The sequence below is a fragment of the Pseudomonas sp. A34-9 genome (assembly GCF_029543085.1).
Taxonomy (GTDB): domain Bacteria; phylum Pseudomonadota; class Gammaproteobacteria; order Pseudomonadales; family Pseudomonadaceae; genus Aquipseudomonas.
In genome coordinates this window covers 5,306,386-5,318,990 of record NZ_CP119967.1, presented here as the reverse complement: position 1 = coordinate 5,318,990, position 12,605 = coordinate 5,306,386, and the positions used below count along the sequence as shown (strand labels likewise).

The following is a 12,605-nucleotide window of genomic DNA, read 5'->3' as shown; positions in this document are numbered from 1 at the left end:
GATAACTCTGTGGGAGCCTCTAGTCCGGATAATCCGCCAGATCCGGCGCCAGCATCCGTGTCTTCGCCTTGCCATTCGAATTGTGCTGAATGATCTCTCGCGGCTGCCCCTGCTCATTGAAAAACACCTGACCGATCCCCGCCGAATTCCACAACCGTTCGCCAGCCTCAGCATGCTCAGGTGTATACGGCACGATGCGCATGCGGCGGCGTTTGGTAAACCAGTTCAGCGGTGAGCGCGGTGAGTAAAGCCAGCGGTTGAGGCGGTCGAACCACTCCAGCAGGGTTTTTGGAAACTCGTTCTTGATCCCGCTGCTGGTGATCTGCCAGATCCGCGGCCCGGCCTTGCGGTGTCGGATCAGCACTTCGTAGACGAAGGAATAATGCACGTCGCCGGACAGCACTACGTAGTTACCGGGTGTGCGTGAGTGGCGGAAAATGTTCAGAATCACCTGCGCGGCACCGCGATGGGCCATCCAGTTTTCCGCATCGACCAGCAGCGGATAACCGCACCAACTGAAGACTTTCTGCACGGTTTCAATCAGCTTCACACCGAAGATCGGTGCCGGGGAAACGATGATCGCTGACGGGTGATCGAGCAACTCCTGTTGCAGTTCGCTCAGCGCCTCCCAATCGAGCAGGCCTGAGGGCTGCTTGAGCGCCATTTCACTGCGCCAGCGGCGGGTACGGGTGTCGATGACCACCAGCGCCGGGCTGGTCGGCAGTACAAAATGCCAATGTTGAAAGCGCAGCAAGTCATCGATCAGGTCGTCCTGCACCGGGCTGTCGAGATACTGGTCATTGCCACTGGCGCTCAATTGCGCAGTTTTCGCCAGCACATCCTTGAATGCATCTGGATTATTGCCCCAGCCCTGACACAACATATAGGCGATCAGCGCATTGCCGATGATGCGTTTGGAGAATGGATGGCCGTAGGCCGTTTCCTCCCACTGCGCGGACAGATTCCAGTCGTCGGTGATGTCGTGATCGTCGAAAATCATCAGGCTCGGCAGATGCGCCAGCGCGCGGGCGACCTTGCCCAATCCAGCCTTGAAAGCATCGATGCGAGTCTGTTCGAGGGCATAGCGTTTGAGGCGTTCGGGCGTTAACTCGGGTGCTTGCGGATTGATCAGCGACCAGGCGATCGGCGACCACACCAGCAGATACATCGCCATGACTTCGGCAAACGTCACCAGATGATTGTCGGCGCTGCTGCTGGTGAAAATCGGCTTACGCGCGCCGCCGAAAAATCGCTCGCGCAATGTCTCGTTGCTCTCCAGCGCGGGTAACAAGTCCGCACGGTGGTAGTAACTGGCCGGGTGTTCGTAAAGTTTGGCGCTGTCGCTGACCACGGCGCCTTCGAGGTGTTCGTCGAACAGGCCGAGTCGTTTGATCAAGGCATGAATCGCCCGCAGCATCGGGCCGGCGACATCGTCGGCGTAGACCTGATCGCCGCTCATCATTAACAGCGCCGGGCGTTGATGCGCATCGGTTTCCGTCGCCAGCAATTGGTCGACGCACAGCAAGCCATCCGCCGCCGGGTGATGCGGTTTGCGGCAGGAGCCGTGCAGCAGTTGATCAATCCGCGAGCGCAGGACGAAGTTCGCGCTGGTCGCATCGCCGTACAGCAGATGCGCCGCCCAGTCGGCGATGCCCTCTGCATCGTCGATCAGCAGGTCGTAGTCGATACGCGTATCGCAGGGCAGGGCGTTATCGAGGGCAACATCGATGAGATGCACAAAGGCGTGGCGGCCTACGGGAATGACCGTGCATTTCCCGGCATCGAGAGGAATGTCTCCTACGTCTTGCAGGCGCAATGTCAGCGACAGTGGCCGCGTGCCGACCAGCCACATAACCACGCGCATTGGCTCCAGCCGTCGCAGCAGCGGGCCGGCCAGGACAGGAGGCAGGGGGATCAGGTCAGCGGGTGTCGGAGACATCGAAGGGCAAAGCTCAAGGCGCACAGGCCGGCGATGATAGCGCAGCCGGCGCCTTGAACCCTTAAATCAGCCTTAAGAGTCGGCTTTTTGCAGATTCAGCGCCAACAAACGCCACTGCGCAGGTAGCGCGTCAACTCGCGGCTGTTCTTGCACGGAGCAATCAAAACGGTAGGTGACATCGTCGCCGTTCATGTTGCGCGCGGTGACGGTGTTGTTGAAGGTGTAGACCTGATCCTTGAAGCGGTGGCTGACCAGCGCTTTGCTGTCAGCGAAACGCGCCGAAGCGGGAAAGCGCAACGTGCTGGTCACAAACGGGCTGCACATGACATACGCGATCATCGACTTGTCGGCCTGTGCGTCGTCGCGCAATTTCTTGTTCAGCGCTGCCAGGGCCATGCGCCCTTGATAGTCGCTTTGATCCAGCACGGTCTGTAATCCGATGGATTTCGGCGCCCGGCTGGCGTAATTCGGCAACAACGCGGAGTCGGCGGGAGACGGCTTGTCGTCCGGTTCGATGGCAGCAAAGGCGGGCGCATCCTTTAGCGCGGCGGCGGGTGTTACTGCCTCGGCTTCAGGCAATAGAGAGGTCGGCTCGGTGACTTGAGTGTTTTCGGCCTGCGCCGGTTGGTAGTCATGCGACGACGGAAACAGCGACAACGTGATCGACAGCACCACCATCGCCACAATGAAACCGCCCGCTGCGCCAACGATGTTGCCGTAGAAAATATTCCAGCTACCGCGGTTCTTCACCACCCAGCGCCACATGAAACCCCAGGCCGCGACAAACGCCAGAAAACGCAGAAACTCCATTTGATCCTTTCCTTAAACCTTCAAAACCCTGAAATCAACGCACGCCCACAGTGAACGCTGACGATGGGCGGCACGATAACAAAACAGACGGCTAATGCCAGTCACGATAGCGGCACTCAGTGAAAATTGAGCGCGAAAAACACCAGTGTCGTCACACCTGCAGCCAAGCCACAGATGCCCGCGAAAAGTTGGCGGGCCAACGGATGCTCTGGCTGCGGACGCCTGACCAGCCACATCCAGACGCCCGCCAACACGCCGAACGTGGTGATCACTTGCAACACGCTACTGGCCAGGTTCTCGGGTGAAGGAGGCACGTGCGCCGGGAAAAGACCTGAACAGATCACCGAAAAAATCATTGCGACGATAAAGCCGCTGGCGGCACCCGCCAGGTTGGCAAGGATCAGGTTCCAGCCACCACGGCTCTGCACGACCCAAGCCCAAACGGCTGCCCAGACGAAAAAGTACAACAAGGCCATCAAGGTGTTTCTCCCTCTGAAAATTGACTCCATCGAGGCGCTGGCGACCTCGTGACTGGCAGTGGACGGCAAGATAGCAAAATAGTAGCGTCGCGCCACTGCCCATCTCCGTAACGGATTACCTATGCTCGTCAGTACCCACTCTCTGCGCCTGCTCTGCGCGATCACGTTCGCCTTTGCAATGACCCCGGCAGTCGACGCCTGGCAAGAACACCCGGAAAACAGCTGGAAGTACTACGCCGGCAACTGCCTGCGCGTGCAGGAAAAAATGGCCGACGTGCAAAGCGGCCGCACCACGGCCTATGACGTGATGTTTGCCCTGGAAAGCAACCTGCGGACCATGAACGAACACCGCTCGAACCTGACGCCGGATCACCTCGGCTCCCAGGAATTTGCACAATGCGAAAACGTAGCGGCCCAGGCCGATACGATGATCGCCCAAGGCAAAGCCGAGTTCGCCGCGAAAATGCAAGGTGCTGCGGAGGAAGGCCGTATCGCCCACCAGAACTCCCCCGAATACCAACGCGCCCGTGCCCTCGGCTACAGCGACGTCGGCGACATCTCCTTCCTCAAACTGCACGAAGACACCGACGGCGAAGCACGCCTGAAAACCATGCTGATCACCGTCGACGAAATCTGCGGCCAATACTTCCGCGCCACGCAATATGTGAAACCGTATGTGATCTATACGGTTCGGCCTTCTGACGGCGGTTGTGGCGAAGAAAAACGCGTGGCGGTGGTTGGCGGCCGTTCAGTGGAGAAGGGTGATTACATTGATGAGAAGGGCGAGTTTCAGTATCTGGGCTGGAAAACGCTTGTTGGCGCGGATGGGTTTCCGACGGATATCCGCGTGTTGAAAGCCCGTCGTTGAACCAAAGAAATACCGGGATGTTTTCTTGAATATGAGGATGGACAGATGATCGACTTCAACAACAAAGGCTTCTTCAAACTCAAGCAGAACGATGAATACGCCGAACGCGTAAGCGCGCTGTTGCTGGACGGCGAGGAAGTGATCGACTCTTACAAGGCCATGCGTGATGGCGTGGTGTTTACCAACAAACGCATCATCGCGGTCAACGTTCAGGGCATTACCGGCAGCAAAAAGGATTTCACGTCCTTGCCGTACAAGAACATCGTCGCCTACTCCGTGGAAACCTCGGGCACCTTCGATCTGGATTCGGAGCTGGAGATTTACTTTTCTTCACTGGGGAAAGTGAAGTTCGAATTCACCGGGAAGACGTCGATGGTGGAGATTTCCAAGTACATCTCGAAGCATCTGCTGTAGTTGATATGCAATTTTGGCTAAATGGACGAGAGGGGATATGTCATGAGCATTCCTGATTTCAATAGTGCTGGATATGTGGCTGATCAAACTCATCAAATGGGGTTGGAAGAGTTCATTGGTGTTTTTTGCGCGCCTGAGGATGAGGCTTCAAAATCAGGAGGGGCGAGACTGGGATATAAGCCTGCGCTGCAATCACTGTATAAGTGGGCGTACGATGCAGGTGCGGCATCGTTAATAATTGGTGGGTCATTTATCACAAAAAAACCGGACCCGGCCGACTTGGATGTGTTGGTGACGTTTAAAGGTAAGAATGGGATACCCCCAATACCACGATTGAAACTTGCAGATAAGGTTGTATTGGATATTCAGTTTTTGGCAGAAGATGAGCCGGAGCTACTTCAAGCCTACATTCAGTTGCTGGCGACTGACAGGCGAGGTATCCGACGGGGTATTGTCCAGATAAAGCTTGACCCGGCGGTGGTTGAACATAAACGCGATGATGTTGCTTCCCCAATGCTGGAAGCAGCTTTGCTTTCTTATACGCATCGGCACGTCATTCAGGATTTTAGTTATTCAAAACTCGTTATTCCTATTCATGGGATCAGGTCAAATGCCGACTGGGTACCAAAATTTACATTTCTTGCTTCTACTCAAGGCTGGTGTGTCGCTCCATTTGTCTATGGTTATGAAGAAGCGGATATCCTAACTAAAAAAAAGGCACAGGACGAAGTGTTAGAAAATTTTCGCTTGTGGTTGGCGGAGATCAGGAAGACATATAAGGGGTCTATTTCTATTGTTGCGCATTCATTTGGTTCTTTTATAGTTGGCCGGTATCTGCAAGAGGCTAAAGATTTACAGGAATCCTTCGGTGGTATCGTGCTGACGGGATCAATTTTACATTCCGATTACGATTGGGGTTCTGTTTTTTCGAATGAATCGGTCAGCATGGTTCTTAATACGAAGGCTCCGCAGGATGGCGCAGTTAAGTATATGCCGGAATTCAAAGTGCCATTTATTAAAGATGAGCGAATGGGGCAGGCAGCTATAAGGGGGTTTGCGCAAAAACACCCGCGGCTAATTGAGAGAACGAGTGATTTGCTGAAACATTCCAATATGTTTCATGATGACGTCATAATGGGAGTATGGCTTCCGTTCTTGAATCTTGCGGTAAGAAGGTTTGAGTGCTCCAACTCTCCTTTTTAAGGCTGTAAGAGTTTGAGCTACGGCGTCAGCCGATAGGCAGGACCACCATCACAAAATATCTTTCAAATAACCCTTGAGCGCGAGGAGCGGCTGATCGAGCTGCTCCAGCGAGCGCGCCTTGCTGAACTCGGTGGACAACTTGAGCAACTCGCGCCCCAGCGGTTTCTCGACACCACCCAAGGCATTCATCGCCAGCCCCAGGCATTCGTTCATCTTGAACTGAATGGTCTCGACATCCCCGCGCCGCACCAGAAGTTCGAACACGTCTTTCTGGTAATCACCCATGACCATGTCGTCCCGCAGGATCGGGCTCAGGCCTTCTTCCTCGTAAGCGAGCTTGAGGGAGAAAAGGGCGACTGTTTCCAGTGACGTTTCCATGGGGGATCCTTGGGATTTCGGTTGACCAAGAAGCGGTGAATCACAAGATCGCAGCCTGCCGCAGCTCCTGCATCAGCAGGCACTTTCCGGCAGGCGAAAAAAAAGGCCTTGCTAAGCAAGACCTTTCTTAATTTTGGTGCCCGAGGGAGACTCGCGCAACCTATATAGTCCATGGCTTGCAGAGTGATTTCTCAGTCAGGGATACAAGTAGGGATACACGCTGCTTCCTACTGGCTTCCCTTGGGAGTCATCAAGCGACGGTAAGTCTACTACTAGCGCTTGGGATAAGTAATCGTCCCGAGCAGGCCACAGACCAACCGGTGATCGGTCACGTTGAAGATTGCTGGGTCTTTCTCGTCCTGCTCGCCGATGAAGAAAACCCATGGCCGTTCTTTGCTATTTTTCTTTTTCGCCTCAATACCCTCTTCACGTAGCACGTCGATTTCATTACGCACAACTGTGCGTTTTGCCTTCGACCAACCTTCTCGGCAGACGCGAATCCTGTAAGGCCGGACTAGTTTGGGAGGATCTTTGACCCACTCACCTGCAGACAGGTTGATGTAAAGGTAGTCTCCCTCTTCTTCAGGTTTGCTCCAGTGAAGCTCTGCATAGAAAATCTTTGCTCGAGTGAAGGTTTCTATCCCCTCCCCACGTAGCTTTTTGAACGCGTATTGGTACGTTGTATCGTCGATACCAGGCACTTCAAGCGACAAATCCCGATCATAGGGAAAGTCGATAAACGCTCTGCAGATCGGGCGGATGCTGTTGGCTGAGCGTCGTCCTTTCGGCCTTTCTTCGCCTACATCCCCTGAGCGGCTTTTGCTGACGCTGATCGTCTGGGCTGCAGAGGGAGGGAGGTCGACGTCGACTACCGTCCTTTCGTTTCGAAGTTTTAACCGTGCAGGAGATAATGCTGCACTTGTCTCTAACTCTTTGCGGACGCTGCCCGTCCTTCCTTTGGATACTGTTTTCTTTTCCCCCTCGATATCACACCCTTCAAAATGGTCCTTTCCGCGTGCACTTCGAAAATGAGGCCGCTGCAGATTAGTTTTTTGATAGGAAGCGGGGAATACGTCAAGTTTGCAACCTCTACAGATGTAGCCGTAGGTGTCCACCTCCGGCAGAAGCCAGAGGTCCTCAGCTTCAACAATTTCCATGGTTTTTCTATCGCGCGCCGATTCCATAGCCACTCCTTAAGTTGAGCTTTAGCGTACCACCGTGGTGAACGAGCGGAAAATGCCGGGGGCCCCTACGGAAAATCGTTAGGTACGGGGTCGGAAACCCGCGAGGTTTCGTTAGTGGGAGGACTCAAGAGTTACTGAAATTTCAGTCATTGAAATTGAAAGAATCACGTTGAAAAACAGCCATCGTTACCGTTTCGGTAATGGTGACCCAAAGACGTCATTCCGTAGGGCAAATGCACAGGTGAACCGGCAGTTCACCGGGTTCACCTGTTCACTAAGCTGGGAGTTCTCCCGCTAACAAGCTCCTGCGGGTTTCCGACCCCGTGTCTCAAAGAAAACCTCTGGGGCCCCAGGCACACTGCGGGAGATACACCTGACGTTCGCTGGTGGGATTGATGCCTCCGGGGTGCGGGGGGGCCTCCAAATGTGGTGTAACTCATGTAACTGGTGTAACGGTGATTGGTAAGTAACTGTATTTATTGATTATTATTAATGTTACATCGCCTTCGTACACCAATCTTGAGGCGTGTAACTCAGCCATTTGGTGTAACGCTTCTGATGCATGAAAGAGGAATAAACGAGGTCACGCCTATGATGCAGGAGGGGAGAGTGCTCCCACCCCTGCCTGCCCACTAAATGCGATTAGCGACCTGTAATCACCAGTCCGTCAGCTGTGCCAGCGATTAGCCAGCAGTCGCAGCAGGCCGCTTTCGACCAAAAGCAGCTATCCAATGACGTCTATCAAACTAGAGGCAATCCAATATCTACACTGAACGAGGAGCTGAAGAAAATTACGAACGGTCACTAAGGTAGTGGCGTTTTGCTTGCCTGTAGCTGCCCTTGATCGTAGGCTTCGCCTTCAAACCTAGTCGGTCGTAGTAAGCCAGACGCCCAACAACCACTAAATTCAGCAGGGAGTTTTACTAGCGATGGAAATCAGAGAGTCGATAATTCATGGCGTTTTGAAGGCCAAAGAAACAAATGGTGCAGATTCTATTGGTATGCGCCGCCGGCCTGTAGTTTTGCCACTGGATGATCGACTCACTACGTTATGCACAGATGTCTTAGCTCTTTATACAAAGCTAAGTAATGGCTATGGAACCTTTGGGCAGGGAGCTGCTCACCCATTTCCAAACATCATGCAGGACTATTCCAACGAAGAGTCTAACATCATCGAATTTAGCAATACATCCTGTGATCTCATTGCCGATAGAATGAAAGACCAGTTTATGGCCACTACGAGCTGGCCTCTGTTTGTTCGATACACCAATCAAGGAAGAGACTGGCTTTTAATAGCGATGCTTAAGCTCAAGGAAGGAGTTGGTATTGATGAAGAAACCCTCGACCTGAACAATTCTCTTTCATTCGATATTAGCCACCTACACGAGGCAGCGCGCATCGATATTGAAAAGTGGCAGAATGACCAGCAACCTTACTTGTCTTTTATAAAGCGCAGAGCGGGCGAATCTGAGATCACTCAATATTTCAGGGCTGCCATATCTTGCACAGAATATACTGATGCAAAACACAACACCGAAATCGCAGTTAAAGCCATGGAAGATTACTACGCTGCTCAGGGGTGGGATGCGGATCGTTGCCAGCTTACTCGAGACAGACTTTACAATTTTTGCAATGAGAGAAAACAAGAAGAAGCTCCGGTAAATCTGACCGCTCTATCTGCGCATATAAATGAACAAGATCCTGAAAGCTTTGTACAGTACATCAGGGAAAACAATTATGAAGTGAGTGAGATTTTTTCCCCAAATCCTGCAACCTATAAGAAACTTATGCGGGTTAGTCGCCGCTTTGGCTCTGTAAGTTTAAGTTTTGATGTTAATGATCTGCGCACCGAAACTGTTTACTACGATCCGGACGCCGACTCAATTATAATTAAACGCCCTCCAGCGGAGCTTGTCAGGGATATGAGGAAAGCTCTTGGAGAGTTAGATGATGCCGATGAGCAAGCTTGAACTATCAGCATGGTCATATAGATCTCTCAATGACAAAGAAGTGTCGCGTGGACGAGTAAGTGGCACAGCAACAAATCCTAGCTTTTCCAAGATAACTGGAGAGCTGGAGCAAGCTGGATTACTGATCTCCTCTAATCCAGAAACAGGGCTGATAGTATTCAGGGCTCTCTCTGCGGCTAACGAGTTTTTTGCACAATCACTAACTGATCTCCTTGCCGGCGCATCAAGAAAAAAGAAGTGCCCAAAAGAGTTCTATATTGCGGATCTCGACTATCTTTTTAGCGCCGCAGACGTTGATCGACCTCTGCCGGTCCAAGCCTATTTGGACACCGTGCTTCTCGTAGAGTCCTTGAGCAAACTCGCAGAACACGGCACAGAACCGACATCAACAAAAATCATATTTTTCCACAAAGAAAAAATCGAACTCCATATAGATTATCAGGCAGATAAAATCACGCCTATCCAAGGCTTACAGGAGTTCATCGGGCGTTATGTCACGGATGAGATACATGCCGACCAAAAGAAAACTATTATTAAATCGGTTCTCCTTGAACTATCCAAGGAGTTCGAGGGCTGTGTTTTTGATGTGGGGCTTTTGAATGAAAAATTTGAAGAGTTCAAACGGCGCGTATCGTCTGGATATCAGCTATACGTCTCCGAGTTTTCTTTTCAGAAAATAAAGGCCGAGATTGAGAAAAGCAAGTTTGAATTCATAACTAAGATTAACAAAGTGTTTTCGGATATTCAAAATCAGCTGCTAACAGTACCGGCGGCACTAATTGTTGCAGGTAGCCAGTTTGAGCCGTCCAGTCACGTGACCCTGAAGAACTTCTTAATTCTGTCTGGCGCTCTGGCTTTCACGGTATTTATGCTTCTACTAATAATTAATCAACGTAATACCTTGCAGTCAATATATAATGAGATTGATAATGAGTGGGGGTTAATCAAAAAGAAGCATAATGCTATTAAAGAACAGTTCGATACACAATATAAGTCTCTAGAGGCAAGATATAAGCACCAGTACTTATTGCTTGAAATTGTGTCGCTGATAGTGATTGCGGCATGCATGGCGGCGATTCTTTTATTTGGTTATAACTCCGCTAGCCAAGAAGTTTCCGTAGAGCTTGCTATGTTGCTGGTCTTTCTTTTGGTTGTTTATATGGGTGTCAGAGGTTACGCTATTTTTTCCAGAATATTTTTTTCTAATAAGGAATAGCTGTAAATTTTAGAGATGATGAGTCTCTAGTGACCGAGGTGGTGTTTTTTTTAAAAAATTTGTATAAGTCAAGCTGGCTGTTTTGAATATCGCAAAGTTTATCCGTGCAACAGAGCGAACGGAGATAGCTGCCGCTCTCCGCATAGGATTCGCCATTCAACAAACGCTCACGTGAGGAGCTTCATGGGTGAAAAATTGTTTCCAGAAGGGTTAAAAGAGCAATCAGGTGCCTACATATACTTTCTGTCCTTGTACTTTGCGGCGGCGGGAGTTCTCTATCTATGGGGGTACTGGTCTCCATTTGGGGTTAATATTTTAGAATATGTAAACCTAACGGATATCGTTAAATCAACAATATACCCAATTGCGTCGGCTTTTGTGTTTTTGGCATTTGGAGTAATGGTTGGTCAGTTCGTACATGTTGGGCCAGCGCTCCAGCCTGGAGAGGGTAGAGATACATCTCCAGCGCGATTTCTAAGAAAATATAAACGCTTATTGGTTATGTTGTATATTGCTGGAGTTTTAACCTTTTTAATTTACGGTCCAGTAGAAAAGTGGCAGGTCGCATTACCAGTTCTGATCGGAGCCCCTCTCGCCTTATATGCTAGCACTCATGATATCTTAGCACGTCAAATCCCCGCAGAAGGCCCTCGTACTGCATGCTTGTTCTTACTTGCAGTTCTCCCTTTTATTGCTTTCGGGCATGGTCAGTTGAAGGCGACCGCTGTCTTGGAGGGAAAAGCATTCGATTACATAATTGATGACGTGACCGTAACGCCCAATGCACTGCCTATTCAAAGTCCACGATTCATTGGCCATGCTGGTGATTTCTTTTTCTTCTTTGAACCCGAAAGGTCGATACTTCTGATATCCAAATTTGAGACAATAAAGTCATTGAGGCTCGGTAGGTATGAGCGCTAACGAAATTTAATATTTTCGCAATACTTTTCTCTCTTTAACTTGATTTTAACTTGATTGTCAGGAGGTAGCGGTTGGAATGGTTTGACTTGGATTTATTTATGCGTTACTTCCTATCTTTCATCGTGGGAGGAGTGTTCTCACTGATAGTGCGGAGTTTCTTGCCAGGTTACATGGCTGAAAAGGGCAAGAACTTGGCTACTAAAGAAGATATCGAGGTGATTACGTCTAAGATTGAGTCTGTGAAGGTAGAATATTCAAAGCAATTTGAGGATTATAAGGGGCAGGTATGGAAGTCGCAGCAGCGCTACCTATGGCTCCAAGAAGAGTCTCGATTGAAAATTGATACGTTTAAGAGGGCCGTGGTAGATGTCGCTCGATTGATTGATACTGTAAAAAAGTATCAGCACTTTATGTCGGAGCGAGAGTTGGCTTTGGCTGCTGTAGGTATTTCTAAGATGGAAGGTGATGAGGGGTCCAAGCAACTATACCTCCAAAAACACAAGGAATTTGATGAGCGAACTATCTTGGTTTTCGGTGAGTATCGAAATCTAATTGTAGAGATAGGCTCATTATCTGCATTGCTCTCAGTATATTTCGATGAGGAAATACTAAGTTGTCTGACAGATGTGCTTAATCTTGCGCATCGTGCAGTAGATAAAAAGATGACCTTTGAAGAGATGTCTGATCGACTTGTTGCAGAACTTAAGGCGGGCCATCGACTAGATCATGCGCGAGTCAACGTGGGGGAGTACTACGATAATCTGTGTGATGTCGGTGCACTGACTTTGGCTGCTCAGCATTTTTACAACTTGCTAAAGAAGCACGTAAATAGTCTCGCAGGTCGTCTGAATGAATCAGAAATCGCGTGATATCTGAGGATCGAATGTGAATAGTTTAACGTGTGAAATCTAGGGAAGAACTGTGCTTTTTGAATGTCCAGAGGAACTGACATTGTTTTTTACAGAAAATGAGGTTGTCGGCATTTACCATTGTTGGAATTTCTATGATAGGTAAGTCACTCAGGATCAGCTTTCAGGGAGGCTGCTTTTGGCCGATCTCAGCCATTCAAAATGAATGGGAGTTGTTCTGCCGGTTCCCGTTACTGAGCATAAGATGAATCTCAATCAAATGGATGAGGCGATTTTTTGGTGGCGATGTGCCTTCATTCAATCGCCTTTCCTCGTAAGTTATCCTTCATCCCTAGCAATTGAGAGGGATCCAGA

12 protein-coding genes are annotated in these 12,605 nt (G+C 50.2%); 7 read left to right on the top strand and 5 right to left on the bottom strand.

Annotated features, from left to right (window positions below):
- Window positions 1-19: 19 nt before the first annotated feature.
- The 3 genes from P3G59_RS23690 to P3G59_RS23680 all read right to left on the bottom strand — a co-directional run bounded on the left by P3G59_RS23690 (window position 20) and on the right by P3G59_RS23680 (window position 3,324).
- Window positions 20-1,939, bottom strand: coding sequence for an alkaline phosphatase D family protein (locus P3G59_RS23690; RefSeq protein WP_277759192.1), 1,920 nt, complete (start codon window positions 1,937-1,939; stop codon window positions 20-22).
- A 72-nt stretch (window positions 1,940-2,011) separates the two neighbouring features.
- The gene (locus P3G59_RS23685; protein WP_277759191.1) at window positions 2,012-2,749 is read right to left on the bottom strand and encodes a hypothetical protein; all 738 of its coding nucleotides are present in this window, start codon (window positions 2,747-2,749) and stop codon (window positions 2,012-2,014) included.
- 116 nt (window positions 2,750-2,865) lie between these two features.
- Window positions 2,866-3,324: a hypothetical protein gene (locus tag P3G59_RS23680; RefSeq protein ID WP_277759190.1), complete on the bottom strand. Its 459-nt coding sequence runs from the start codon at window positions 3,322-3,324 to the stop codon at window positions 2,866-2,868.
- A gap of 25 nt (window positions 3,325-3,349) precedes the next feature.
- On the opposite strand from P3G59_RS23680, the gene P3G59_RS23675 reads away from it, so the two are divergent.
- From P3G59_RS23675 to P3G59_RS23665, 3 genes are read left to right on the top strand one after another with little or no spacing between them, the layout of a single operon-like run.
- Window positions 3,350-4,096: a hypothetical protein gene (locus P3G59_RS23675; protein WP_277759189.1), complete on the top strand. Its 747-nt coding sequence runs from the start codon at window positions 3,350-3,352 to the stop codon at window positions 4,094-4,096.
- A gap of 45 nt (window positions 4,097-4,141) precedes the next feature.
- Window positions 4,142-4,510: a PH domain-containing protein gene (locus tag P3G59_RS23670; RefSeq protein ID WP_034156100.1), complete on the top strand. Its 369-nt coding sequence runs from the start codon at window positions 4,142-4,144 to the stop codon at window positions 4,508-4,510.
- Between the two features lie 42 nt (window positions 4,511-4,552).
- Complete coding sequence (locus tag P3G59_RS23665) at window positions 4,553-5,713, top strand: hypothetical protein (protein ID WP_277759188.1); 1,161 nt, start codon at window positions 4,553-4,555, stop codon at window positions 5,711-5,713.
- A 48-nt stretch (window positions 5,714-5,761) separates the two neighbouring features.
- Here P3G59_RS23665 and P3G59_RS23660 read toward each other — a convergent pair whose 3' ends face one another.
- Both P3G59_RS23660 and P3G59_RS23655 read right to left on the bottom strand, forming a co-directional pair.
- Window positions 5,762-6,091, bottom strand: coding sequence for a hypothetical protein (locus P3G59_RS23660; RefSeq protein WP_277759187.1), 330 nt, complete (start codon window positions 6,089-6,091; stop codon window positions 5,762-5,764).
- A 272-nt stretch (window positions 6,092-6,363) separates the two neighbouring features.
- The gene (locus tag P3G59_RS23655) at window positions 6,364-7,275 is read right to left on the bottom strand and encodes a hypothetical protein (RefSeq protein WP_277759186.1); all 912 of its coding nucleotides are present in this window, start codon (window positions 7,273-7,275) and stop codon (window positions 6,364-6,366) included.
- A 929-nt stretch (window positions 7,276-8,204) separates the two neighbouring features.
- Between P3G59_RS23655 and P3G59_RS23650 the strand changes: the two genes are divergently transcribed.
- From P3G59_RS23650 to P3G59_RS23635, 4 genes are all read left to right on the top strand, one after another.
- Window positions 8,205-9,245 (top strand): nucleoid-associated protein, encoded by a 1,041-nt coding sequence (locus tag P3G59_RS23650; RefSeq protein WP_277759185.1) that lies wholly within the window; start codon window positions 8,205-8,207, stop codon window positions 9,243-9,245.
- On the top strand, window positions 9,232-10,461 hold the full coding sequence (locus P3G59_RS23645) for a hypothetical protein (protein WP_277759184.1): 1,230 nt from the start codon (window positions 9,232-9,234) through the stop codon (window positions 10,459-10,461). The genes P3G59_RS23650 and P3G59_RS23645 overlap by 14 nt, the downstream gene beginning before the upstream one ends.
- 183 nt (window positions 10,462-10,644) lie before the next feature.
- Window positions 10,645-11,382, top strand: coding sequence for a hypothetical protein (locus P3G59_RS23640; RefSeq protein WP_277759183.1), 738 nt, complete (start codon window positions 10,645-10,647; stop codon window positions 11,380-11,382).
- Window positions 11,383-11,453: 71 nt separating this feature from the next.
- Window positions 11,454-12,251, top strand: coding sequence for a hypothetical protein (locus P3G59_RS23635; protein WP_277759182.1), 798 nt, complete (start codon window positions 11,454-11,456; stop codon window positions 12,249-12,251).
- Window positions 12,252-12,605 lie beyond the last annotated feature (354 nt).

Bases quoted from the DNA above. Each gene is read 5' to 3' on its own strand.
- P3G59_RS23650 (WP_277759185.1), top strand. From the start codon at position 8,205: ATGGAAATCAGAGAGTCGATAATTCATGGCGTTTTGAAGGCCAAAGAA.
- P3G59_RS23675 (WP_277759189.1), top strand. From the start codon at position 3,350: ATGCTCGTCAGTACCCACTCTCTGCGCCTGCTCTGCGCGATCACGTTC.
- P3G59_RS23670 (WP_034156100.1), top strand. From the start codon at position 4,142: ATGATCGACTTCAACAACAAAGGCTTCTTCAAACTCAAGCAGAACGAT.
- P3G59_RS23665 (WP_277759188.1), top strand. From the start codon at position 4,553: ATGAGCATTCCTGATTTCAATAGTGCTGGATATGTGGCTGATCAAACT.
- P3G59_RS23685 (WP_277759191.1), bottom strand. From the start codon at position 2,749: ATGGAGTTTCTGCGTTTTCTGGCGTTTGTCGCGGCCTGGGGTTTCATG.
- P3G59_RS23660 (WP_277759187.1), bottom strand. From the start codon at position 6,091: ATGGAAACGTCACTGGAAACAGTCGCCCTTTTCTCCCTCAAGCTCGCT.
- P3G59_RS23690 (WP_277759192.1), bottom strand. From the start codon at position 1,939: ATGTCTCCGACACCCGCTGACCTGATCCCCCTGCCTCCTGTCCTGGCC.
- P3G59_RS23640 (WP_277759183.1), top strand. From the start codon at position 10,645: ATGGGTGAAAAATTGTTTCCAGAAGGGTTAAAAGAGCAATCAGGTGCC.
- P3G59_RS23655 (WP_277759186.1), bottom strand. From the start codon at position 7,275: ATGGAATCGGCGCGCGATAGAAAAACCATGGAAATTGTTGAAGCTGAG.
- P3G59_RS23645 (WP_277759184.1), top strand. From the start codon at position 9,232: ATGAGCAAGCTTGAACTATCAGCATGGTCATATAGATCTCTCAATGAC.